Origin of the sequence: Clostridium nigeriense, assembly GCF_050585245.1 — a bacterium.
Classification (GTDB): Bacteria; Bacillota; Clostridia; order Clostridiales; family Clostridiaceae; genus Clostridium; species Clostridium nigeriense_A.
Map to the genome: position 1 here is coordinate 163,977 of NZ_JBNOOF010000006.1, position 26,722 is coordinate 190,698.

Here is a 26,722-nt window from a genome sequence, read left to right on the forward strand (position 1 = left end):
TTAATATAATAGTTTTTTATATTCCTTTTTTACAGCAAGGAATTCTTTATCATCTTCAACTAAATTTAGTTCTTCTTTTCCATCAACTTCATCCACTCTAAATACGTATACATCTTCACTTTCTTCATCTACTGGTGCTAAAAGTAAATATTCTACTTCTTTTAAGTAGACCTTTGCTACTGCTTCAAAATCAACTTTTTCTCCATTTTCATCTAAAAAGCTCATTATTACCTTTTCTTCTTCACTTATATTTAAATCCTTTTTATCCATATTATTCTCCTTCATGTTAATTGTCCATTATATTTTATATATAAAACATATTTTTTTCTAGTACTTTAACTATTTTTTAATATATAAAATTATTTAATGTAACTTTATGTTTTTATTTCAATATTATAAATTATCAATGTATTTTCAGAGGATTATTTATGCTAGAAACATTATTATTAGTTTTATCTGTATCTATCGATTCATTCCTAGCAAGTATTTCATATGGAACAAGTAAAATCAAAATACCCTTTAGTTCCGCATTAATAGTAGACATAATTTCATCTACCATGCTTGGAATTTCTTTGATAGTTGGAAGCCTGCTTCAAAGCTACATTTCATTGAACATAGCAAAAATTGTTAGCTTTATTATATTATTTTTGTTAGGAATATATAGATTATTTGAGGGCTTATTAAAATCTTATATTAATAAAAAATCAAAAAAATTATCTCCTTTTAAATTTAAATTATTTGATTTTAATTTTGTACTACAAGTCTATGCTGATGAAATTAAGGCTGACTTTGACAAATCTAATATATTAACTTCAAAAGAAGCAATGTACTTAGCTTTTGCCTTATCCTTAGATAGTTTAGCTGTAGGTTTTGGTAGCAGTCTCTTAACAATTAACTATATTCAAGTATTTATTTTTTCAATTTTTATAGGTTTAACGCTTATTTTGCTAGGTTCATATATTGGAAGAAAATTTGTTGAAAGTACAAATTTAAACCTTTCATGGTTATCAGGATTAATGCTAATCATTTTAGCTTTCTTAAGAGTATTTTAGTAAATAATTAATTATATTCTATTACATGTTAAATTTATCTACAAATTTGACTTTATGATAATTTTTAAAATAATAAAAAGGTGGAAGATATCTTATAATTATAAAAATCCCTCCACCTTTTTATTATTTATTTATTACTTTTTTATTTTTTCTCTTTACAGCTAAATTTGTACCAGTTCCTATTATTAGCATAGATATTAGGAATAAATAAATTGGATTATTTCCTCCTGTTGCAGGTAATTTATCATTATTCCCTGATTCCTGCTTATATTCTTCTGATTTATCATCATTTGGATTTGAAGTATCTGGTTTGATTTCACCAGGATTATTATCATCTGGATTTTCAACTTCTTGAGATTCTTTTACAGTAACTTTTACTTCTAATATAGTTACTTCATTTTGACTATCTGCTACTTCATAAACAAGTTTATACTCTCCAGCTTTCTCTAAATCAACAGTATTTTCAACAAGTTTAATCCAACTAGTTATATCTCCATCTTCATTATCAATTGCTGTTACATCTTTTAATGGATCAAATTCATCGCCAACATTTATAATCACATCATTAGCAACTATAGTTGGTGCTGTATTCTTACCTACTTTAATTCTTCCTTGAATAGAATAATCTACATCTCCTAATTTATTAATATAAGTTTCTAAAGCTTCTTCTAATGACTTATATTCATTTATTGTAGGAACATTATCAAAATGAGGATATTCATCTCCACCTGCTGCCATAAAATCATTAGTTGCAACTACATATACTTTATCCATTTCTATAGGCTTTCCATTTACAGTAATCCCAACTATCCTACTTCCAGCTTCCTTTGTTTCATCAAATACAAAGTTTATTCCGGCAACCTGAGGGAAGTGTCCTGCAGTTGATGGATAAGCCTTAACTCCATGTTCTAAAACTTCTTTAATTTGTGCTCCTGTTAAAGCTTTTGTTACTATATAGTTTCCAAATGGTAGAACTTTTACAATTTCACCTTTTGTAATTTCTCCTTCATCTATACTGTCACGAATTCCTCCACCATTAGTAATAGCAATTTCTGCTCCTGTTTCATTTAACATAGCATCAGTTATTAAATTTCCAAGGTTTGTTTCCTGAGTTCTTGAAAATTCCCTGGCTCCCTCTAAATGAACTTTAGAATTACCAACAACCTTAGATAAAAACTCATTTTGTTCATTGTTGATTTCTGTAATTTTATTTGTTACTGTCTCATCAGCTTGAATTTCAGTAGTTTCAGATTTTGAAATTAAACTAGCTACTTTATTAACTATCTTATTTGAGTCCTTGTCAATAGTAAGTACTACTTTTCCTAGATTATTTTCATACTCACCAGTACTTGCAATTAAAGTTCCATTTTCAGTAGTAATTCCTTCTGATAATTCACTATGACTATGTCCATCTATTATTACATCTATTCCATCAACTTGTTCTGCAACCATAGTAGATACTACTTCACTAGATTCATCTATACCAATATGAGCTAATGCAACTATTATATCTGCACCTTTTTTCTTTAATTCTTCAACTTGTTTTTTTGCAGATTCAACTGGATCAGTGAAATCAATTCCTATAACATTATTTGGATTAGTCTTATAAGCAGTTTCTGGTGTTGATAATCCAAATATACCAATCTTAACTCCTGAAACTTCCTTCATTATATTAGAATTAAGTAGAGATTCATTTCCTTTCATTACATTTGATGAAATTATAGGGAATCCATTATCACCTTGAGATGCTATATCCCTTAATTCCAATAATCTTTCATATCCATAATTAAAATCATGGTTTCCAGGTGTCATTACATCATATCCTGCTAACTTCATTAAAGAAACAATATCTTCCCCCTTCTTTAATGTTGCAAATGGTAATCCATGAAGTGTATCACCTGCATCTAAAAGAAGTGAATTTGCTGTATTTTTCTTTATTGCAGATATTACATCTATACCAATAATACTACTATCTTTTATAACTCTTCCATGACTATCATTTGTATGGAATAATGTAATTTCTAAATCCTTAGCATTTAATAATACTATTTCTGCTGAATCTCTAACTCTTAATCTATGTCCTTCTGGATCTTCTGATGCAAGTCCTATTGCTGAAATAGTATCCCCAACATTAATTCTAGATTTCCACTCATCATCTACTCCAGGATTTTCACTACTTCTCACATATCCTTCAACATATACTCTTGATTCTCCAGAACCATCATCCACAAAAATATTTTGTCCTTCTATTCTAGTAACTTTTCCTTCTACACTAACTAAAAGACCTTCTTTTTCCTCTAACATACTATCATTAGTTGAAAGTTTAATAGGCGCTTTTAATTTTATATTTTCATCTATTATTTTTACATCTGTATTTTCATTCTTTATTGCTATTTGAGCATCATTTAAATAAGATGAAACCTTTCCTTTAATTCTAACCTTTTGACCAAGCTTAATATCTAAACCCGAAACCCCAAAAACTGTTAAACCTGCTGTATCATCTTGAATATATATTACATCAAAGAATGAATTGCCAGGTGCTGCGATATTAGAAGCTGCTGTTACATACCCTTCTACAACTACTGTTTCACCAAATTTATCTGGAATATTATTATTATCTGCATCTATTCTTGCATCTTCAATTTTACTTACAGGTACTTCTGGTAATGGAGCTAATTCCTTTAGAAGCTTTTCTGTTATTTGATAATTGGAATAATCTAATCCATCCATTTCAAAATTTGAGAAGAATGTTGCACCTGAAACAAAGACTTTTGCACCATTACTTAAAGTTTCTACTGCTAAAGCCGCTACATCACCTTTTTCTACCACTTCGTTATCACCTTGCTTATCAGCATCATTTCCATAGGTAGTTTCATGGCCTCTTACTAACACATCTATATTTGACATATCCTGTGGCATTATTAATGTAGAACCACTATAAAAGCTATAATTTTTGCTAGTATCAATTCCAGTTAACCATGAATTTTCAGTATTATAATTATTAAAGTATAACCTATATGACTGTCCTCCATTATTAACATCATCAGTAGCTTGATCATCGTTAAACCTAATTTTTGATCCAATTGCATTAAGTACAGCATTACCTTGTGCTGCATTTCCATAATCATCTTTAGCATCACCATAATCTGCTTTGGAAGTGATTACTATATTGCCTCCATTTTTAGCAAATCTAGCAATAGCATCTAATTCATCTTCACTATACTTTTGAGGAGATAGTCCGTAATCAGTCTTTTCTACACTCTGTGGATCTGACAAAATCAATAATGAAGCGCCTTCCAATACTTTATCATTTAATTTTTCAGTATTAATTATCGCCTTTATATTATTTTGTCCCATTAATGCAGTTAAAGTAGTAATTTTATTTGCATAATCACCAGTAACATATTGATTTTGATGTGATCCATCTATAACAACTTTTGATATTTCATTTTCGCCAAGTACCTCTATAGTAATTGAAGATTTAAATTCCTTCAAAACTCCATTTATTGTTGCCGATACCTTCACTGTGAATGAATAATCACCCGGTTTATCAAAACTATATGGTAACTGTGCAGTAAATGTTCCACCTGCTTCTATTGATTCAATTACATTTGATTTAAAAGATTCTTCTTCATCATTTTTGAAATATTCAACTTTAATGTTATTTACTGAATTTCCTTCATTATTATAAATATTAGTATTAATATTAAATGTTTCTCCAGATAAGATAACTTCTCTATCTTTATCAACTGTAGAAATTCCGAAGTTTTCTTTTTCTCCAACCCATACAGGAGCAGTTACAGCTATATCTTTATCTGCTTGTTCTACTCTTACATAATAATATGAGCTAGTTGATTCATCCAAAGAGAATTTCCATTCCTTATTATTAGAATTAACATTATCTATAGATTGTATGACTTTTCCGCCATCCCCTATAATAGATATATTCTTTATATTATCTCCTTCATCTATATCTTCAATATTAATTTCAAAATTTAAATTATCAGTATCAGGTAATATTGAACCCATGGTATTTCCATTTACTTCATAAGAAATTTTTAGATTTTCATCTTCTGTTGCATAAACTCTCATTTCTCTTATTGCATCATAAATTGATTCCCTTGTAAGCTCTGAAGCCTCTATAACAGTTCTCCCTGTATTTGCATTTCCCCATTTTCCTTTATGATTATCTTGGTTATTAGTTGGTGCTAAGTGCCATCCTTTATCTAGTGCTCTAGTGTAATATTCATAAGATTGGAAATACCCAGAACTTCCAATTTCTCCTTCTCCATTTCCTACTTCAATTAAATTAATTACATTATCTATAGCTTCATCATAATATGCAAAATCACTAAAATCACCAAATGTTTTCCCAGGGTGATTAAATTGTGATAATGATTGAGGTTGTGTTTTTAATACATTATAGTAAGATTGTAAATCCATTTTACTATTACTTCTAGTTTCAAAACCTTCAGTATTAAAAGTATTTATGTGTCCATATCCACCTGTAGATCCAGACCAAGTCATTTCATATCCATAAATTGCAACGAATTCACCATTTTTAGTATATTTATCTGCTGCATCTCTTCCAGTCTTCCACTTTGTACTAGCAGATCCATCTGAAATATTAGCTTTTGTATCATTGTCAAACCAATTTGAATGGTCTGTTATTGCTAGAAAGTCAACATTTGCAATATTTTCTGCATATTGATATGCTTCATCTACAGTTCCTGTTCCGTCTGATAAATTAGTATGAGAATGTAACTGACCAAAATATAAATTTTTAGTTACTTCTCCTACAGTAAATCTCCATTCTTTTTCTGTTAAATTTCCTAAAATATCTTGAATTTCAACTTTAATCCTATGTTTTCCATCTTCTAAGTCTTTATCAACTTGATAGGTAATTACATCATCTTTAATCTCAGCACTTACAAAATTACCATCTAAATATAATTTTAAAGAATCCTTATTAACTCCTGATTCATCAGTTATAGTTGCTTTAATTTCAGGATTCCTTAAACTTCCTATATTTTCTCCAGAAGTTGGATAAATATTAGTTATTTCAGGACCTTTTTTATCTATCGCCTTATCTACAGTTATCTTAATTTCTGCAGATATATTTTCTTTTGCAGTTGATGTTACCTTTATTGTAGTTTCCCCTTCTTTAATCCCAGTAACATTACCTTCATTATCAACAGTTGCTATTTCTTCACTTAAGCTTTCAAACTTCACACCTTTTTCAGTAGTATTTTCCGGATCATATGAAACTAATAAAAGTTTAACTTCACCAACTTCTAAGTTAATATTTTCATCAGCCTTTAAAGAAATTAGCTCTACACTTTCACTTGAATATTCTGAATTTCTAGGTGTTGGCTCCTTAGAATAAAAATCCTCTTCGTTATTATTAGTATCCCATCCATTAGTAATTCCATTATCTTTGCCATCATTATCTTTACGTTGGACACTTTTACTGTTACTCATTCCTTTAGCAGTTTTATTACCTTCTGCTTCGTTAGCTGTTCCAATTCCAACCAAATCTATTACATTACCATTATTATCAATAAGTCTTACTTTACAGTCAGTACCACTCATTGCTATATTTCCAATTACATCAGGTGTTGGTATATCAACATTACCATTAGAACCTTTTGCTTCTTGTATTAAGAAGTATCCATTTCCCTTAATTACACCATTTATTTCAGTATTATTTTGATCACTAAAACCGCCTGCTTTAGCTGAATACTGAACTTTCCATCCTGTTAAATTAATATCGGTATCTGTTGGATTATATAACTCTATAAAATCATTTTTATAAGTTGCACCACCATTACCTCCACCTCCATATACTTCACTTATTACAACATAAGTAGCTACTTCAGCTTTAACTTCCTTAACAGGAACTGTTATTAATCCTAGCATCATAGCAAATGCTAAAAATCCGCTTAACAATTTTCTTTTTAAAAGCTTTTTCATTTTTTTCCCCCTTAAGCTTAGTAAATATTAATAACTCATAATAAATATTAATTAAATTCTATACTTACACCTCCTTAATACTTTATAATCTAATTTTATCAATAAAAAGTTGATTTATAAGTTATATTTCAGTTAATAATTATTAAATATGTTAATTTAAGGTTTTATTTTTGTTAAAACTATTAAGAAATATTTAAACTAATTGATCTTATCAACTTCATTTTAACACTTAAATATTGAAAATTATGTAAAAACAAGGAGTGTTTGTCAAATCATTCTACTTTTATTTATTTTAAAACAATAAATTTTTATAATTTCTTAGAAAAAATAAAAAACCACCAGCTCAGCTGGTGGTTTTGCATTTTAGTATCTGTAGAACTATATGCCCAGTTACTATAATATTCTGTATCATTTGCTACAATATCTTTTACTTTTTTGTACAAAATTACAAAATCATATATATAATCCAATTATTTTATATTTATGTACAGTTATATAAATACTTGTACATTATTAATTGAATTGTTTCAACCGTTATTAATATTATATTTCAATTTCTACAACTTTATTATATTTTTTACTTTTAGCTATATCGATAACCCTTTGATTACTGGAACCTCTATATTTTAAAGAAATATTTCTTTTATCTAATTCAAATCTTCCATCTATTAAAACATCTGCATAAGATAGAATATTATTTCTTTCTTTATTAGCTATGATATCTTCATAAAGATATCCTGACCATATCCATATACTTTTATTAGTTTCATCTTTTATTCTTTTTAATAAATTATATAATACCTTATCTTTAATTTGGTCCATAGGTTCTCCACCTAAGATATTAACTCCAACTATATTAGGACTCTTTACCTGTTTTATAAAATCATTTTCTATTTCTTCAGTCCATATTTCACCATAATTAAAGTCTTGTAAATCTTTATTAAAGCATCCTTCACAATTATTAATGCATCCACTAACAAATAAGGTTGTTCTAACTCCTGGTCCATTACTTACATCAAATTTTCTAATTTTTGCGTAATTCATTTAAACCATCCTTATAAATGTAATACTCTATCTCCTATTTCTGCAGTTCTACCTTTATTCCAAAAATTCGTACCTATATATCCACAAGTTCTTCTCATAACTTGCATTTCTGATTCATCTCTATTTCCACAAGATGGACAATACCAAGTTAAATCATCATCAAGTTTAATTTCTCCGGTATATCCGCATTTATAACATATATCTGGTTTTGTATTAATTTCTGCATATTGAATATTATGATATATAAAATTAATTATTTGTTCAACAGCATCTAGATTCTTACTCATATCAGGTACTTCTACATAAGATATACATCCACCTAAACTAATACCATGGAATTGAGATTCAAATTTTAATTTACTAAAGGCATCTATTTCTTCACAAACATGAACATGATAAGAATTAGTATAATATAATTTATCAGTTACATTTGGTATTATTCCAAATCTTGCTTTATCTAGTTTACAGAATCTATATATTAAATTTTCTGCAGGTGTACCATATAAGCTAAATCCTAATCCTGTTTGTTCTTTCCATTCTTGACATTTATCATTCATGTGATTCATAACTTCTAAAGCAAACTTTTCACCATTTTCGCTAGTATGAGATTCGCCAATCATTGCTTGAACCATTTCATGAATACCAACATATCCTAATGATAAAGTTGAATAACCATCCTTTAATAACTTATCAATCTTTTCACCCTTCTCTAACCTAGCAATAGCACCATGTTGCCAATGTATAGGTGAAACGTCTGAATAAGTTCCTAAAAGCATATTATGTCTAGTTAATAATGCTTCCTTACATAACTCTAATCTTTGATTTAACATATCCCAGAATAGCTCCATATCACCATCTGCTATAATAGCTATTTGTGGTAAATTTAAGCTTACTACTCCTTGATTGAATCTGCCGTACCATTTATAATTTTCATTTCCATCTTTCCATGGTGATAAATGAGATCTACATCCCATTGGTGGAAATGCATTTCCTTCATAGTTTTGTTTCATTATCTTTGCTGATTGGTAATCAGGAACTAATCTTCTTGCAGTACATTTTGCTGCTAACTTAGTTATATAATCGTATTTTCCACCTTCTAAACAGTTATGCTCATCTAATAAATATACAAGCTTCGGAAAGGCTTCTCCAATTTCTTGTCCTTTATAGTTCTTCATTCCCTCTAATCTTTGTTTTATCATTTCTTCACAAATTAAAGCCATTTCCTCTTCATAAGGATGACCTTCTTCTATCTCTAAATAAATAGTTGAGAAGGGGGATTGGCCATTAGTTGTTTGTAAAGTAGATAATTGGTATCTAATAGTTTGAACACCATCTTTAAGCTCTTTCATCTTTATATCATAAGCAAGTTTTTTTGCTAAATTTTCATCTCCTAAAAGCTCTAAATAATGCCTGCATGCCTTTTCTTCTGTAATTTTTAAATATTTTGCTAAATGTTTTACAGTTATACTTTGTCCACCATATTGATTACTTGAAACCTGAGCTATTATTTGCGTTGTAACCGTACAAGCTGTTCCAAATGATTTTGGGGATTCTACTAATTTATCATTAATAACAGTTCCATTTTCAAGCATATCTTCAAGGTTAATCAAACAACAATTAAAAATTGGGGAAAGTGTATAATCCATATCATGCCAGTGAATTATTCCCTCGTCATGAGCTTGAACTATATGTGCTGGGATTAATCTTCTTCTAGATATATCTTTAGATACTTCACCAGCTATTAAATCTCTTTGAGTTGCAGCTATAGCAGAATTTTTATTTGAATTCTCCTTAATTACATCTTCATTAGTTTTATTTAAAAGACTTAAAATACTTTTATCTGTGGTATTCGTATTTCTTTTAAATTCTTGTACTGCTCTATATCCTTCATACGATTTTGCAGTAACTGCTTGCCCATAATGAACTAATCTATCATAAACATATGATTCAATTTTATGTATTGTCGGAGTTTCTCCTTCTTTACTAAAATATTTTTCAGCATCATTGGCTATAAGTTTTGCAATGTCACCTAAATAAATTCCACTTCCATTTTTCATAGCTTTTGTAATAGCTGATCTTATTTTTCCCTTATCAAAATCCACAATACTTCCATCTCTCTTTATAACCTTCATTAACTTATCCACTCCCCTTAATAAATTTTAAAATTGAATTATAATACATCTTCATAATTGCATTTCTAAATTATACAACAAAAATTTTTTATTTGCATTTTTTCAACCTGTGATTTTCTTGAAGAATCTTTATGAATTTACACTTATCTTAATTTACTTTTGTTTTATAGCTATATCTAATTTTTAAAATTACTTTTTTATAATAAATTATAGTTTACTATTTATAATATTTATTATATTTTCTATTTCATCATTTAAAGGTGCACCTTCATACCACTTCTTGTTGTTAGACTTTGATGTATCACCAAAAAATTTACTTTTTAGTATAATTTCAGGTCTATATTCAAAATGTAAAATATCAAAATGCTCCCACTTTCCTCCCCATATAAATCCATTATTCTCAAATACTTTTACTAACTCCTTAGGATATTCCTCTATTCTTTTACTTCCCTTAGATTTATCCACCCACTTCCAATAATCTGAATCATTCCTATTTAAATCAATGGCTATTCCATAAGCATGAGGGCTTAGTCTTCCTGTATCTTGAATAACTCTATAATTATAACTGCCACTTATAGGGAAAATATAATTATTAACTCTATTATCCTTATCTGCTAATTCTTTTGCTTCATTTAAAGCGTTTTTTAAGGCTTCACCTGCTTTAGCTTTTTTATTAAACATTATATTTCCACAATATGTTGAGAAAAAGTCTAGATTTTTCTCTATTTCATTTTGATTACCTCCATAAATACTATTAAGGAATGTATATGACCTTCCTCTCCCTGGATCCATTCCTTCTAATACAGAGTTTATACTATCTAAAGGATATATATCTTCTAATGTATCTTGAATATCTGCATCCAATATTTTTGCATTTTTGTTTTTTTCTTTTTTATCATCATATATTATCTTTTTGTTATTATTTAATACCAGATATATGTAGTTATCTTCAGATACCTCTATATCTCTTATCTCATCACTATAAGCCATCATCAAAACTAATAAATCCCTTTTACAATTATCTATGTATAAGGAATCTTTTTCATCTATAGCCTTAGGTTTAATAGTTATTATATTAAATAAAAACAATGTAAATATAACAAATCCTTTATATCTCATATTATCACCTACATATAAATTTATATTTTATTATTCCTAAAAAAATTTATCCTACTCAAATAATTTTAAATTTATATTTGAGATTTTTTAAAATTATTGCTAATATATAGTAAATATATTTTTTAAGGGGGCTTAAAATTGAATATGATTGTAACAAAATTTGGGGGGAGTTCTTTAGCTGATGCTAGTCAATTTAGAAAGGTAAAGGAAATTATTTTAGCCAATGATGGCAGAAAAATAGTTGTTCCTTCAGCACCGGGAAAGAGAAATCCTAAGGATTTTAAAATCACAGACCTTTTATATCTTTGCCAAGCACATATAGAATCTAGTATTCCATTAGATGATGTGTTTAATCTAATAGCTAATAGATATAAGGATATAGTATTAGAACTTAACCTTTCTTTAAATATTGATTCTTATTTAAATAAGATAAAATCAGACTTAGAGAATGGTGCATCTAAAGACTATGCTGCAAGTAGGGGCGAATATCTGAATGGTATTATTCTTGCAGATTATCTTGATTTTGAGTTTATAGATGCTAAAGAGGTTATTTTATTTAATAAATATGGTTGCATAGATACTGATGCTACATATTCAGCACTAAAGAAAGTTCTTATTGATGGTAAAAAAGCTGTTATTCCTGGATTTTATGGTTCTGATCCTACTGGTAATATAATTACTTTCTCTAGAGGTGGATCTGATATTACTGGAGCATTAGTTTCAGCTAGTATCAATGCTGACCTATATGAAAACTGGACAGATGTTTCTGGATTTCTAATGGCTGATCCCAGAATAGTTGAAAATCCCATGCAAATCAGAAAAATTACTTATAGAGAGTTAAGAGAACTTTCCTATATGGGTGCTTCTGTTTTACATGAAGAATCTGTTTTTCCAGTGAGAAATGCAGGAATACCTATTAATATTAAAAATACTAATATGCCACTGGATCCAGGAACTTTAATTGTTAAAGATATGGAACCTGATTTCAAGAATCCTATTAAAGGAATTGCAGGAAAAAAAGATTTCACTGTTATTTCCATAGAAAAAGCTATGATGAACTCAGAACTTGGTTTCTGTAGAAAAGTATTATCTATATTAGAGCAAAACTGTATTTCCTTTGAAAACATGCCTTCTGGTATAGATACAGTTTGTGTAGTTATTTCTGATGCTCAACTAAAAAATAAAATTGAAATTCTAGTAGAAGAGATAAAGAGGACATGTAATCCTGATTCTATTGTTGTACATCCTAACATGGCTCTTATTGCTACTGTAGGTAATGGTATGTCTTCTAATAAAGGTATTGCTGCTAAAGTTTTTAATTCATTAAGCGAAGCAGATATTAATATTAGAATGATAGATCAAGGTTCTAGTGAAATAAATATTCTAATTGGTATTGAAAATGATGATTTTGAAAAAGGAATAAATTCAATATATAATGCCTTTGTTTAATCCTGCCATTACAAAGGCAACCGAATTAAAAGCAAATAATTATTGATGTAATTTCTTCCAAATTACTAAAAAAATCGAGGAAGAAAACTCATATAAGAGTTCACTTCCTCAATTTTTTTCTCCTTTATGAACAGTTCTTTACATAATGATTTTGGACGATTCCATCAAAAATTTTACTTTCAACTAATTTTAGTTTTATTTCTTTATTATTTTCTTTAAATAATGGTATTCCCTTACCTAAGATAGTTGGAATAGTTGCAATAATAAATTCATCAATTAAATTATCTTTTAAAAATATATCTACTATTTCAGCGCCTCCTACTATCCAAATATCCTTTCCTTCCTGCTTCTTTAATCTATAAATTAATTCTTTTGGATCTTCACAAGTAAACTCAACATCTTCATTTGATTCAACTTTGCTTCTTGTATAAACATATCCCTTACATCCTTTATATGGATACTCTCCCCAGCTTAATACTTGATCATATGTAGATTTCCCTATAATTACAGTATCTATATTTTTATAAAACTCTTCATATCCATTATCAACATTAGGATTGCTTCCGTCTCCAACTAACCAATCAACCTCTCCATTTTCTCTTGCTATATAATTATCTAAACTAACTGCAATATATAATATAACTTTTCTATTCATTTTTCCTCCAATATATACATTTAAAATATACAATTTATATAAATTAATTATAATACATTTTACACCTTTGACAATAAAGAATAGATAATAAATAAACTTATTTATTATCTATATACTCTTTATATGTAATTTGCCACGAAAGCTATTAAATATGCTGCTGGAATAAATATTAATAGAGCTGCAAATGTTCCAATAACTTTACTGCCTACCATTCCAATTATACATCCTCTAAAGTCTTCTTCACTACATTTTCCATCAACAACATCGTCAGTCATTATAGATAAATGTGGATCTATAAAAATTGAAGTTAGTATAGTTGCAGTTCCATTAATTATTGGAGAAAGTGATAGGCAAGTCGCTCTAAGCTCAGGTGATATACTTCCAGCATATATTGGAGCAAAAGCCCCAGCTGTAATTATTGCTACTGATATAAAATTGTAAAATAGAATTTTTTTTGGAAGATTACTAAAATTAATACTAGTTATACTATCTTTAACTGGAATAGCTATGCTATCCTTCATGTACCTAATACCAGTCTTAGAGAAGCTATGAATAATTAACTTTGGTATTGATCTTTCAATAGAAAAATGATTTACCGCTTTACTAAACATTTTTTGAAATGTTGGTATTAAAAATGCTCCTACTATAGATGCTATTCCTGTTATTATTATTATTAAATTAAAAATCCTTACTAAGTCATCACTACTAGCGTTGCTTTCAACAAACTTAGTCAACAAAGGACTTTGAAATGTAACAGCTGTTCTTGATACTAACATAAGTACATTAAAAACAGCAAATGTTACTGCTATTTTTCCTGTCCTTACACCCACTAACCTGGTAGAATATGCTAATGTCCCAATTATTGAAATTATAAAATTCAAAACTAATACTATTAAAATTTGAGTACTCATATAAACTCCTTAATTTTTTTCATATATATTAACATTTATATTAATACTAATTATATCCAAACAAACAGGCTAGTTAAAGAAAATATATAAATAGTAATATATTTGCAATAATTTATGATTTATTCAAGGTCAACAAGTGCATTACATCATAATTATTTTCTTTACTTAAATAATAATTTATTTCATCATAAGTTAAGCTATCATCATTTACTAAATAATAAATTTCTTCTTCTCCCTCATTAAAATTCTTTAAATAAAGATATTCAAAATTATAATACTCATTACTTCCAAATTTATCTCTAGTACTATCAATTACTCCATAATAACTTTCGCCATCATAGGATAATTGTGTAATTATTGGATCCCCCTCTACTGTATATTGAACTATTGTTATTTCTGAAGAATTACCTTTACCTGATTCGTCTACAAATTTATTCATGATATTAATATCTGAATTTAACTTACCATGTATTACTATAAAATGTCCTTCTTTAATGCCATCTTCTAAATTATACGCTTCTGAAACAGTCTTTAATTTATTCTTAATAATTTCAAACTTATCATCATTTATTATCACTTTACTTTGCACTCTTGAATTATAGCTACATCCTCCTAAAGCAATAATAAGTAGACCAACTAATATAAAAGTAAAAAATTTTCTCACAAAATCACCTCTCATTAACTTAATTAAGTGAATAAAGCATTAGGGCTTCCTTCATAAATAATACAAAATATTTAGTGAAAATGTTGCATTAATTCCATTGTTTTTTATTTATAATCTTTATTATGCTATTACAATTTTTCAATTCTTCCTATAGGAAATATTCTAAAAAAAGCTCGTCCTTCTACTTGCTCTATTTTAATAGTTCCAAAATCTCTACTATCTTTGCTTACTTCTCTATTATCACCTAATACAAATAATTCATTATCTCTCACTATTAATGGAAATTTTATATCTCTACTATAAGTTTCCCCTTTTATATAATCTTCATATAACATTTCTCCATTTACATATACATTACCAGATTCTATATTAATTTCATCTCCTGGTATACCTATTACTCTTTTAACATATCTAATTCTACTATCTGTAATATTATTTAATGAAATAACCTCCTTTAAATACGTATAACTTTCTTCTAAAATATTACCTTTTTCTTCATCTTTTAGAAAGATAATTATATCTCCTCTCTTAGGGTCAGTAAAATTATAGCTTATCTTATCTACTAAAAGCTTCTCATCACTATAAAGTGTATTTTCCATAGATTTTTGCTGAACCTTTGCAATTGCAAAAACCTTTGTATTAATTAATGACAATAGTATTATACTTCCTGTTATTGTTATAGCAATACTCCTAAACTCTCTTAATACTCTATTCCCCATAAAAATTTACTCCTCTCTATCAAAGTCTCTTTCATTTAAAACTACTTTTACAGATTTCTTAATGCTTTTTTCTAATTCTTCTAAACTTTCTTTCATTGCATTTTTCACTGCAAATTTAATTATAAAATATAATATAAAAATAGGCACTGTTAAATACAATAAAACAAGAATTATATCCATACTTATTCCCCCTAATCTTTATTCATTTTTAATATCATCTAAATAATACTTAATATTTCTTTTTTATTTTGTCTTATCCATTAATTTACAATAATTATATCATAATATAAAAAAATTAACATTTATATCTTTTACTTTTATTGTAATTTTATGTTAAAATATTACTGTATATATTAAAATATAGGAGGAAAATAATAATGAGTGATTTACTAGACAAAATAATCAATGTACTACCTATAATAATCTTAGTACTTATAGTAATAATACTCTTTCTTTCATTTTGGAGAAGGGTGCCTGCTGATAAAGCTATGGTAATCACAGGATTGAAAAAAAGAGTTTTATTAGGTAGAGGGGGCTTAATGATTCCTATTCTAGAAACCTCTTCTACAATTTCACTAGAAAATATATCAATGACAACAGACGTAAATGAAGCTCCAGCAAAACAAGGTATATTTGTTAATATTGTTGGTACTGCCGTTATTAAAGTTAAAAATGATACTGAAAATGTACTAAAAGCCGTTGAGCAATTTTGTAGTGGTGGTGAAAAAAATACAGTTAATGTAATAAGAACAATTGTTGAACAAATATTAGAAGGTAAACTTAGAGGAATAGTATCTACATTGACTGTAGAGCAAATTAATGAAGATAGAGCATCCTTTGAGCAAAGAATTGAAGATGATATTAGAAATGAACTTGGTTCAATGGGTTTAGTATTAATTTCTTATACAATATTAAAAATTAGTACTCAAGGAGGCTACTTAGAAAATAGAGCCAAGCCACAAATTGCAGCTGCTAAATCTGAAGCTGACATAGCAGAAGCTGAAAGAAAAAGAGATACTGAAATAAAAACTGCAGTAGCAACAAGAGAAGGTCAAAAAGCAAAACTTGAAGCAGAAACTGAAATTGCTCAAAGCGAAAGAGATAAAAAATTAAAGTTAGAATCCTTTAGAGCAGAACAAGATAAGGCAAAGGCTAATGCTGACGTTGCTTATAAATTACAAGAGGCTGAAAATAATGCATTATTAGCAGAACAACAAGCAGCACTTGCTGAAAAAGAAGCTATAGTTGTGGAAAAGAAATTAATAGCTGAAGTAAAAAAACCAGCAGATGCTAAAAAATATGAAGTAGAAGTTGCTGCTGAAGCTAATAAAATACAAGCTATAAAGCTAGCAGAGGCTGAAGCTGAAACCATAAAAGTTAAAGCAATTGCAGAAGCGGAGGCTAAAAAAATACAAGCAGAAGCAGATGCAGCGGCTATAAGAGCGAAGGGATTAGCAGAAGCAGAAGCTATTAAAGCAAGAGGTCTTGCAGAAGCAGAGGCTAAAGATAAATTAGCAGAAGCTATGGCTAAATATGGAGAAGCTGCAATAGTTGAAATGATAGTAAATAGATTACCAGATGTAATGAAGGAAATTGCAAGCCCATTAGATCAAATAGACAAATTAACTGTTATAGATAATGGTGGAAATCAGGGTGCTTCAAAGGTTTCTAAAATAGTAACCGATGTAGCTGCTAATGGTTTTGAAGTATTAAAAGACTTAACAGGAGTTGATTTATCCAAAGTAATAAACGATTTTGTAAATAAAGAGTCAGCTTCAAATACATTAGAGCCTAAAGCTGATATAATTGATGCTGAAAGCACCAATGTAGACAATTAATATTTAGTAAGTGTACATTACCAAATCTTGATGTAATTTTTTTTAAAATTACATCAAGATTTTATTTTAAAAACTCCCTTCTAAGGAGTTTTTTCCTTAATTATTCATTCTTCATTTTTAATTATTAATTATAGTAGTACCCTAGTTTATCATTATTTTCTTTTCTTCTTTTACTGTTCTATAAGCAGCTATAACAAAAAAGGCTACTGAAAATAAGAATAGTATAAATAAATATTTATAAGTTTCACTAAAATTATATCCTTGTTGGATATCTGATATAGATTGCATTGCCCATCTTACAGGTGTAAAATAAGATATTTTTTCCACTAAAGGTGGCATTATTTCAAGTGGAACAAAGGCTCCTCCAAGCATAGGAAGCAAAATATTTGCAAAATTAAATATATTAGATGCTTCTGATTTATTTTTTGCAAAAGAACTACAACATAAAGCAAGACTTATTGAAACTAAACCTACTAATGCAAGTATTATAAATAATTCAATGTTTTTTACTCCTGTTTCGAGATTAAGAATATTTATACTTACAATTCCTAAGAATACTTGAATTAAAATAGATATATAACCACTTATTATGCCAGCTAAATAATACTCTGAAGTTTTAACCGGTGCCATAAATATTCTCATATAAATATTTTCATCTTTTTCATCAAAAATTCTATAGGCTGTTCTCATCCCTCTAATTAGCATAAACATAATTAAAAAGCCAATATATATCTGACTCGAAGAATAATCTGAATGTAAATCATTTAAACTTTCTTTTTTTATATTAACAGAAATACTACCACTATAATTATCTATAGATTTGTAATATACTTCTTCATTCTTATTACTTGCTAATGAAATATCCCTAATATTAACCATTTCCATATTAACTAGGTCCTTAATTAAATTTCCGATTCCATCATCCTCAATGGCTGTAATCTTAACTTTACTTAGGTCTCCATCAATAATCTCCTTTTCAAATCTATCTTCTATCTCTATAGCTACATTAATAGCCTTTTCTGAAAATAAATTTTTAATATCTTCCTTCTTAATTTCATTTACATTATATCCTTCTATATTTTTTAAAGAATCTATAATAAGATTGCTAGTTTTACTATTATCATTATCAACTACTCCAATATTTATATATCCAGAATTTTCATTCAGCACTATAAGCATAATAAAGAGAATTAATACAGGAGCAAGTAATCCTACTAGGAATCCAAAGGGATTTTTTAATATATCAACTCTTAAATTATTCTTAATTAATACTAATATATTTCTCACTACGCTTATCCTCCCTTCTTGTTATTATATAAATTAATATTAATATAACAACTAAAGCAATGACTCCAAATATAAGCCAACTTATTAACAAACTCTTGTCCCCAGAGTATATATATCTAAAAATACTGCTATTAAACCATCTTAATGGTGATATCTTAGTAACTAAATTAAATATTCCATCCATCTCTCCATATATTGCAATATATCCGCCACCTAAAAAGCACAAAACTGGAATAATTATATTTTGTAATATTGTTACTGATACTTTATCATCCTTAAATATCATAGGCATCATAGTTCCTAATCCATTTACAAGAATTAAAAAAGGTATCATTGCTAGTGGCATTATCAATAAATTATCTCCATAATTAACATTAAACAATATTTTGCTTAAGATATAAGTTATTAAAGAAACTCCATAAGAAAATATAAAGAAACCTATAAAAGATGATAAATAATATCTTGGGGTGGATATTCCAGATAGCTTTATCCTATCTTTAATATTTTTTCTTTTATCCTGTTTTAAATTAAAAAGAGGATAATTAATGAAATAAAACATCATAAGTCCTATTTCTGCAACTCCATAATAGTCCATAGAACTTGGACTTTGATCATAAGGTATATTCTCTTCTTCAATGAAATTTTCATTATTCTCATATTTAATTATTTCTTCGGCTTTTAATGGATTAATAGTATAAACCTCTGCTATTGCATTATATCTATCAGAAATACTTTCTAATATTTGAAAAACAATAGATGATCTTATATATGAGTTATCATTAGAATACATTTCTATAGTATTATCTTTTAAATACAATAATATGTTCCTATTAACTCTTACTTCTTTTTTCCCATCATCAATATTACTTATTTCTTTTACGTCTACATTCTCAATGTCCTTGCTTTCTTTAACTATTTCAATAAAGGTATCAAAAACTTCACTAGTTCTAGTATCACTCTCATCTACATAATAAATTGATAAATCCTCTATAGCTACATTATTATTCATTTTATCAAAATAAGAAGATAGGGTATTTCCTATTAAGAATACTAGAAACAAAGGGAAAAGTATCATAAATATAAGATTTTTTTTATCTCTAATACAATTTAATATTGTTGCTTTAATAATTGCAATCATACTAGCTTTCCTCCTAGTCTCTTAATTTCTTCCCAGTTAATGATAAAAATACAGTTTCTAATGTTATTTCTTTAAAGCCTAAATCATTTATTTTTAAATCTTCATTAGATATCTCTTTAATTATTTTACTTAAATTATTTACATCCTTAGAAGAAGTAATAATAACATTATTGTTATTAATAGAAATATCTATAACACCTTCAACATTTCTTAATGCTTCTAAATTAACCTTATAAATATCATCTACTCCAATATTTAGTATCTTTTTATCACTAACTATATCCTTTAGCTCTTCTTTAGTGCCCTCAACTATAATCTTTCCCTTATCTATTATTGCAATTTTTGTACATAAGCTTTCTGCCTCTTCCATATAGTGAGTAGTATAAATTATAGTTACTCCTTTTTTATTTAACTTTTTTACTGCTTGCATAATATTATTTCTTGATTGTGGATCTATCCCTACTGTTGGTTCATCCATAATTAATATTTTAGGACTATGAACTATTGCACAAGCTATATTTAATCTTCTTAACATTCCCCCAGAAAACTCCTCTGCCTTTTTCTTTTTAACATCTAGAAGTCCTGTAAATTCTAATGCTTTATCTATTTCTTCATTAAGTTCTTTTCCTTTTAAACCATATAATTCTCCAAAAAACTTAATATTTTCATAAGCAGTAAAATCTCTATAGAGTGCAATGTTCTGAGGAACTAATCCTAAATTTCTTTTTACACTTATTGAATTTTTCCTTATATCCTCCCCTAATATTTTTATTTCTCCAGAAGTAGGAAATAATAATGAGCAAATTAAACTAATAGTTGTACTTTTACCTGCTCCATTTGGACCCAAAATTCCATATACCTCTCCTTCTTCTATAGATAAACTAATATTGTCTACAGCAATGTTGTCATCATACTTTTTTACTAAATCTTTAATTTCTATAACTTTCATAATCTGCCCTCCATCTTTACTAATTTTATTATATAAAAAAAGCCTCTGCTAAAAATCTAGCAAAGGTCATATTTTATATATGACAATAGTCATATTTTACATATCCCACTTTTTTATATAATAAATTGCAATTTGCGTTCTATGAGTTAAATCTGTTTTTTGTAATATAGATGTTATATAATTTTTAACTGTTCCCTCTGAAATAAATAGTTTTTTTCCTATTTCCTTATTATTTAACCCTTCTGAAATTGCCTTCATTACATCTAATTCTCTTTCTGTAAAAAGATTTTTATCAATTTGTTCTTTTCTATTTACTGATGACATAAGATTACTACTAATCTTACTTAATATTTCTTCTTGTATAACAGCTATACCTTTATTTACAAGCTTTATAGTCTCTATTATTTTATCTGGCTTAGTATTTTTTAGTAAATATCCTTTAGCACCATTTTTTATTCCTTCTCTTATGTACTCATCTTCATCAAAGGTAGTTAAAATTATTACTTTTGTATTTGTATTTTTTGATATTTCTAAAGTTGCTTTTACACCATTTAATAAAGGCATTCTAACATCTACTAAAGCTATATCAATATTTTCTTTTAATAAAAATCCAACTAAGTCCTTACCATTTTCAAATGTATCTACAACTTCTATTTCCTTATCATAAGATAAAATAATTTTTAAACTTTCTCTAATTAAAGCATCATCATCAGCAATTACTAATTTTATACTCATATTTCCTCCTAATATGGAATTAAAACAATAACTTTAAAACCATCATCACTATTAATTATTAATTTACCGTTTAGATTACTTACACTTTCTTCAATATTCCTTAAACCTATACTCTTTTTAACTTTTTTGCATCCCAATCCATTATCTTTAACCTCTAACTTTATAATCTTATTTAATATTTCTATTTTAACTTCTATTAAATCTCCATTTGAATATTTGATAGAATTTGTAGTTAGCTCAGTTATAATATGTATAAATACTATCCATAGGCTTGTACCAATCTTCTCTAAATCACCGCTATATATTACTTTTCCTTTTATATTCGTATCTTTTATTTTTTCATCCAATATTTTTTTAATTCTATTAATACCTAACTCTTCTTCTGCTGGTTTTATATTTCTTAAAGTCATCCTTATTTCTTCCATACCATTCCTTAGGTTTTCTGTGCAAGAATTTAACATAGAAATCCCTTTTTCTTTATCATTTTCTAAAATAAATTTACTTGCTTCTAATTGAAGTAATGTACCAGAAATAGTATGACCTATTTTATCATGAAGTCTTGCAGAAATTTTATTTCTTTCTTCTAATCTTGCTGTATAGAGAATTTGTTCTTGTATATCCCGTTCATCAACTAACTTTTTCTGTAAATTATATATTATCCTTCTTTGCTCTTCTTGTATTTCATCTATTTTTTTAAGTTTATTCATTTGAATTTCGTAAATAGATATAAAAATTAACATAATAATTAAAACTATTACTGCATCTTTATAATTATTATCTTTTAATAAAAATATCAAAGGAAAAATAGATAATAATATTCCTATATATATATTCTTTATTTCTTTTATAAAGTATTCTACTATTAAAATACTAATCATTAATGATGCTAAACTTAAATACTTAGTAGCAAATACTATTGTAATAATAGCTTCAATTACAGATACTAATTTATATAATAAACTATATTTAGAAATTATTCCTTTAATAAATATAACTATAATATATAGTAGAATAAATAGTACTACTACCAAGTTAGTACTATCAGTTTCTACGCTTGTCCAAGTCACATATATAATTAATATTAACTTAAGTAAAATAAACAAATCATAACTTTTAATTATTAACACCCCCACCAATAATTAAGAATGAAAAATGAAAAATTGTTGATGTAATTTGTTCCAAATTACTTAAATAATTTATTTTAAAAAAACTCCCTGGGGGAGTTTTTTTCCTTAATTCTTCATTTTAATTATTCATTACGCGTAGCGTTTTACTATATTTACAATAACCTCTACTGCTTTTTCCATAGATTCAATTGGAACATATTCATACTTTCCATGGAAGTTTTCTCCTCCAGCAAATATATTAGGAGTTGGTAATCCCATAAATGATAATCTAGCACCATCAGTACCGCCTCTTATTGGTCTAACAATAGGAGTTACATTTGCTTCTATCATAGCCTCCTTTGCATTTTCTACTATATGCATTACAGGCTCAATTTTTTCTTTCATATTATTATATTGATCTTTTATTTCTGCAACTACAGTTCCTTCACCATACTTTTTATTTAACTCTTCTTCAATTTCTTTTATCTTATTTTTTCTTGCTTCAAAAGTATCTGTAAAGAAATCTCTAATAATATAACTTAATGTTGTATTCTCTACAGTAGCATCTATATCTGTAAGATGATAGAATCCTTCATATTTCTCTGTTTTTTCAGGCACTTCATCTAAAGGAAGACTATTTATAAATTCATTTGCTACCATTATAGAGCTTAACATCTTATTCTTAGCATATCCAGGATGAACATTTACACCTTTAATTTTTACTTTTACTCCTGCAGCATTAAAGTTTTCAAATTCAAGTTCACCTATTCTTCCACCATCCATAGTGTAAGCAAAATCAGCTCCAAAACCTTCAACATCGAAGTGATCTGCCCCTTCTCCTATTTCTTCATCTGGAGTAAAACCTATCTTGATATCGCCATGCTCTATTTCTGGATGATTTACTAAATATTCTACTGCTGTCATTATTTCTGCAAGTCCAGCCTTATCATCAGCTCCTAAAAGAGTTGTACCATCAGTTGTTATTAATCTTTGTCCTATATATTCTTTTAATTCTGGTGAAAACTTTGGAGATAATACTACAGAATCACTTAATTTTATATCTCCTCCATCATAATTTTCTACAATCTTAGGATTTACATTCTCTCCACTATAATCTGGAGCTGTATCCATATGAGCTATAAATCCTATCTTAGGTAAATTTCTATTACAATTTTTTTCTAAAGTAGCATATACATATCCATACTCGCTTATTCTTGCATCCTTTAATCCTAATTTCTTTAATTCATTACACAATTTTTCAGCTAATACTAACTGTCCCTTAGTACTTGGGGTTACTCTAGTTGTTTCATCTGACTTTGTGTTTAACTTAACATATTCTAAAAATCTTTCTTCTACTTTTTTCATGATGTCACTCTCCGATCTTATATTGTTTTATTACTTATTTACATAAAAAAGTTTATATATGTAACCTTATTTCTTCCGTCGCTTAATATAAAATTACATATATCCACTTAAAACATTAAAGAAGAAAATTATAAAATAAATGTACTTTTTAAATATTATTATAGTAAAAAAATTTAAAATTATCCTTATATAACTTTAAATTTAAATATTTATCTTATACTATATTTTAACATATTAATACGAACATAATAAACTTCAAAAACAAAAAAATATATATATTATGTATTATAGTAAATTTATATTATAAATAATAAAAATTTGGTTGACTAAACGTACAACCAAATTTACACTATATAGCTAAATTTAATATTATACCAATTATAAAAATTACTAAAAAGCAAGCTGATACAATACTTATTGAATATAAATATTTAAGACATTTCGCTAGAATTTCTATTTTTATCTCTTCTTGATTTTGAGAAATTTTATAATACTTATTTGTTTTAATATCTCTTACAATATCAATATTATTATCTTTTTCACTCTTATCACATTCGATAAGTTCAATTATCCCTTTATCTCTTAACTCTTCAATTGTTGATAATTTTAACATAGCCTTATCCTCCCTTAATTTTATTAATATTATATAATTTTATGCAATCAAATATTATTTTTGAAAGTTTTGTAAATATTTATATAATATTGATTCATATTTTATATATACTTATTTTAATATTAATAAATTGATTTTTACTAAAAATATACACTTTTGCTTTCTTATCTCTTATTTTACTTACAAAAGAGGTGCTTTAAATCTATTTAATGATTTTAAAACATCTCTTTGATTACTTTTATTTATCTAAAATTATATTTAGTTAATATACTTTCCCTATCTGTTGTCTTATCATTATAATATTCATAATATGATAAGCCTAAGAAGCTTCCTGTTACATTATAGATATTATTATATCCAAGGTTTTGTAAAGCTAAAGTAGCATTATAACTTCTTTGTCCTGTTCTACAATGTAAGTAAACTGGAACATCCTTTGGAATTTCATTAACTCTTTCTCTTAATTGACTTAATGGAATATTCTTAGCCCCTTTTATATGACCATTCTCAAATTCTCTAATCTCTCTTACGTCTATAATATATGCATTATTTTCTACTAGACCTCTTACCTTGTCCACATTAACTTGTTTAAAGTCTCCATTTAATAGATTTGATGCTATATATCCAGCATAATTTACTACATCCTTTGCTGTACTATAAGGTGGTGCATAGCATAGCTCTAAGTCTTTTAAATCTTCTACTGTACCACCTAATTTTATAAGAGTAGCTACTATATCTACTCTCTTAGCTACATCTCCAATACCTATAGCTTGTGCCCCTAATATTTTTCCTGTTGGAACTTCATATATTAACTTAAAATGAATAGGCTTAGCATCCGGCATAATCCCTACTTTATCATTAGTAATTAGCCTTACTATATCATAGTTTATATTCATATTTAATGATTTAATTAATCCTTCATTTAATCCAGTAGCTGCTGCATTATAATCAAATACCTTTATAGCTGAAGATCCGATATATCCTTTATTTAAACTCTTCTTACCATTAATATGATCTGCAACAGACCTTGCTTGCTTTAGTGCAGGTCCTGCTAAAGATATTTTAGTCATAGAATGAGTTAATGCATTATATACTTCAATTACATCTCCAACTGCATAAATGTCCTCATCACTAGTTTTATAATTACTATCAACCTTTATAGCACCTGTTACTCCAATTTCAAGTCCAGCTTCTTTTGCTAAAGTTATTTCTGGTGAAACTCCTATTGCCATTACCACAGCATTTGCCTTTACTTTTTTTCCTGAATTTAATACTACTTTATTTTCTTCAAAGCTCTCTACTTTATCACCAACTATTAAATTAATACCCTTATCATAAATTTCCTTATGTAGTATCTGAACCATATCATAATCAAAAGGTTTTAATATTTGATTCATAGCTTCAATTAAAGAAACATTATATCCAGCTTCTCTTAAATTTTCTGCTGCTTCAACTCCTATAAATCCTCCTCCAATTACTACTACTTCTTTAGCATCAAGCTCTTTAACAAATCTATTTAGCTTATCTATATCTACAACATTTCTTATTGTAAATATATTAACCTTATCAATACCTGAAATACTAGAGACTATAGGCTTTGCTCCAGGAGATAAAATTAAATTATCATAACTTTCTCTATAAACTTCACCTGTTAAATAATTTTTAACTTCAATTTCTTTATTTTTTCTATCTATAAAAGTAACTTCGCTACTTACTCTAGCTTCAATATTATATTGTGCTTTAAACTTTTCAGGACTCATAAGTACTAACTTATCTGCTTCATTAATAATTCCACTTAAGTAATAAGGTAATGCACAATTTGAAAATGAAACATGAGGGCCTTTTTCAAACATTATAATTTCATCATCTTCGCTTAATCTTCTAAGTCTCGTTGCTGCTGAAGCTCCACCTGCAACTCCACCAACTATTAATATTTTTTTCATACTAAAACCTCCCTATGGCTTATTCATTCTTCA

22 protein-coding genes are annotated in these 26,722 nt (G+C 27.4%); 3 read left to right on the forward strand and 19 right to left on the reverse strand.

Annotation, left to right across the window (positions count from 1 at the left end; genetic code table 11):
• Complete coding sequence (locus ACQPUY_RS11200; RefSeq protein ID WP_430841311.1) at positions 1-270, reverse strand: DUF1292 domain-containing protein; 270 nt, start codon at positions 268-270, stop codon at positions 1-3.
• 158 nt (positions 271-428) lie between these two features.
• Here ACQPUY_RS11200 and ytaF point away from each other — a divergent pair, with 158 nt between their 5' ends.
• Positions 429-1,052 (forward strand): sporulation membrane protein YtaF, encoded by a 624-nt coding sequence (ytaF, locus tag ACQPUY_RS11205; RefSeq protein ID WP_430841312.1) that lies wholly within the window; start codon positions 429-431, stop codon positions 1,050-1,052.
• Positions 1,053-1,175: 123 nt separating this feature from the next.
• On the opposite strand, the gene ACQPUY_RS11210 is transcribed toward ytaF, so the two are convergent.
• From ACQPUY_RS11210 to ACQPUY_RS11230, 5 genes are all read right to left on the reverse strand, one after another.
• Complete coding sequence (locus ACQPUY_RS11210; protein WP_430841313.1) at positions 1,176-7,025, reverse strand: 5'-nucleotidase C-terminal domain-containing protein; 5,850 nt, start codon at positions 7,023-7,025, stop codon at positions 1,176-1,178.
• A 308-nt stretch (positions 7,026-7,333) separates the two neighbouring features.
• On the reverse strand, positions 7,334-7,468 hold the full coding sequence (locus ACQPUY_RS11215) for a hypothetical protein (RefSeq protein ID WP_430841314.1): 135 nt from the start codon (positions 7,466-7,468) through the stop codon (positions 7,334-7,336).
• 100 nt (positions 7,469-7,568) lie between these two features.
• Complete coding sequence (gene nrdG, locus ACQPUY_RS11220; protein ID WP_430841315.1) at positions 7,569-8,069, reverse strand: anaerobic ribonucleoside-triphosphate reductase activating protein; 501 nt, start codon at positions 8,067-8,069, stop codon at positions 7,569-7,571.
• A gap of 11 nt (positions 8,070-8,080) precedes the next feature.
• A complete protein-coding gene (gene nrdD / locus ACQPUY_RS11225; protein ID WP_430841316.1) occupies positions 8,081-10,201 on the reverse strand; it encodes an anaerobic ribonucleoside-triphosphate reductase in 2,121 nt (706 codons plus the stop codon).
• Between the two features lie 207 nt (positions 10,202-10,408).
• Positions 10,409-11,320, reverse strand: coding sequence for a M15 family metallopeptidase (locus tag ACQPUY_RS11230; RefSeq protein ID WP_430841317.1), 912 nt, complete (start codon positions 11,318-11,320; stop codon positions 10,409-10,411).
• A 138-nt stretch (positions 11,321-11,458) separates the two neighbouring features.
• Between ACQPUY_RS11230 and ACQPUY_RS11235 the strand changes: the two genes are divergently transcribed.
• On the forward strand, positions 11,459-12,769 hold the full coding sequence (locus ACQPUY_RS11235; protein ID WP_430841318.1) for an aspartate kinase: 1,311 nt from the start codon (positions 11,459-11,461) through the stop codon (positions 12,767-12,769).
• 124 nt (positions 12,770-12,893) lie between these two features.
• Here the strand turns inward: ACQPUY_RS11235 and ACQPUY_RS11240 are convergent, their stop codons facing one another.
• The 5 genes from ACQPUY_RS11240 to ACQPUY_RS11260 all read right to left on the reverse strand — a co-directional run bounded on the left by ACQPUY_RS11240 (position 12,894) and on the right by ACQPUY_RS11260 (position 15,898).
• Entirely contained in the window at positions 12,894-13,424 is a 531-nt protein-coding gene (locus ACQPUY_RS11240; protein ID WP_430841319.1) for a dihydrofolate reductase family protein, read from the reverse strand.
• A 119-nt stretch (positions 13,425-13,543) separates the two neighbouring features.
• Complete coding sequence (locus tag ACQPUY_RS11245; protein WP_430841320.1) at positions 13,544-14,335, reverse strand: lipid II flippase Amj family protein; 792 nt, start codon at positions 14,333-14,335, stop codon at positions 13,544-13,546.
• A gap of 112 nt (positions 14,336-14,447) precedes the next feature.
• Entirely contained in the window at positions 14,448-14,999 is a 552-nt protein-coding gene (locus ACQPUY_RS11250; protein ID WP_430841321.1) for a DUF4362 domain-containing protein, read from the reverse strand.
• A 128-nt stretch (positions 15,000-15,127) separates the two neighbouring features.
• A complete protein-coding gene (gene lepB / locus ACQPUY_RS11255) occupies positions 15,128-15,718 on the reverse strand; it encodes a signal peptidase I (RefSeq protein WP_430841322.1) in 591 nt (196 codons plus the stop codon).
• Between the two features lie 6 nt (positions 15,719-15,724).
• Positions 15,725-15,898 (reverse strand): DUF6019 family protein, encoded by a 174-nt coding sequence (locus ACQPUY_RS11260; RefSeq protein ID WP_430841323.1) that lies wholly within the window; start codon positions 15,896-15,898, stop codon positions 15,725-15,727.
• A 197-nt stretch (positions 15,899-16,095) separates the two neighbouring features.
• On the opposite strand from ACQPUY_RS11260, the gene ACQPUY_RS11265 reads away from it, so the two are divergent.
• Positions 16,096-17,556 (forward strand): flotillin family protein, encoded by a 1,461-nt coding sequence (locus ACQPUY_RS11265; RefSeq protein ID WP_430841324.1) that lies wholly within the window; start codon positions 16,096-16,098, stop codon positions 17,554-17,556.
• A gap of 141 nt (positions 17,557-17,697) precedes the next feature.
• On the opposite strand, the gene ACQPUY_RS11270 is transcribed toward ACQPUY_RS11265, so the two are convergent.
• The 8 genes from ACQPUY_RS11270 to ACQPUY_RS11305 form a co-directional block, all read right to left on the reverse strand.
• Positions 17,698-18,843, reverse strand: a complete 1,146-nt coding sequence (locus tag ACQPUY_RS11270) for an ABC transporter permease (protein ID WP_430841325.1) — start codon at positions 18,841-18,843, stop codon at positions 17,698-17,700.
• Complete coding sequence (locus ACQPUY_RS11275; RefSeq protein WP_430841326.1) at positions 18,818-19,981, reverse strand: ABC transporter permease; 1,164 nt, start codon at positions 19,979-19,981, stop codon at positions 18,818-18,820. Before ACQPUY_RS11275 ends, ACQPUY_RS11270 begins: the two co-directional genes overlap by 26 nt.
• A 13-nt stretch (positions 19,982-19,994) precedes the next feature.
• Positions 19,995-20,930 carry an ABC transporter ATP-binding protein gene (locus ACQPUY_RS11280; protein ID WP_430841327.1) on the reverse strand — a complete coding sequence of 312 codons (936 nt, stop codon included), beginning with the start codon at positions 20,928-20,930 and terminating at the stop codon, positions 19,995-19,997.
• Positions 20,931-21,026: 96 nt separating this feature from the next.
• Positions 21,027-21,665 (reverse strand): response regulator transcription factor, encoded by a 639-nt coding sequence (locus ACQPUY_RS11285; protein ID WP_430841328.1) that lies wholly within the window; start codon positions 21,663-21,665, stop codon positions 21,027-21,029.
• An 8-nt stretch (positions 21,666-21,673) separates the two neighbouring features.
• On the reverse strand, positions 21,674-22,768 hold the full coding sequence (locus ACQPUY_RS11290; protein WP_430841329.1) for a sensor histidine kinase: 1,095 nt from the start codon (positions 22,766-22,768) through the stop codon (positions 21,674-21,676).
• A gap of 153 nt (positions 22,769-22,921) precedes the next feature.
• Entirely contained in the window at positions 22,922-24,136 is a 1,215-nt protein-coding gene (gene pepT, locus ACQPUY_RS11295) for a peptidase T (RefSeq protein ID WP_430841330.1), read from the reverse strand.
• Between the two features lie 349 nt (positions 24,137-24,485).
• Entirely contained in the window at positions 24,486-24,749 is a 264-nt protein-coding gene (locus tag ACQPUY_RS11300) for a hypothetical protein (RefSeq protein WP_430841331.1), read from the reverse strand.
• Positions 24,750-24,991: 242 nt separating this feature from the next.
• Positions 24,992-26,689, reverse strand: coding sequence for an FAD-dependent oxidoreductase (locus ACQPUY_RS11305; protein ID WP_430841332.1), 1,698 nt, complete (start codon positions 26,687-26,689; stop codon positions 24,992-24,994).
• Positions 26,690-26,722: the final 33 nt, after the last annotated feature.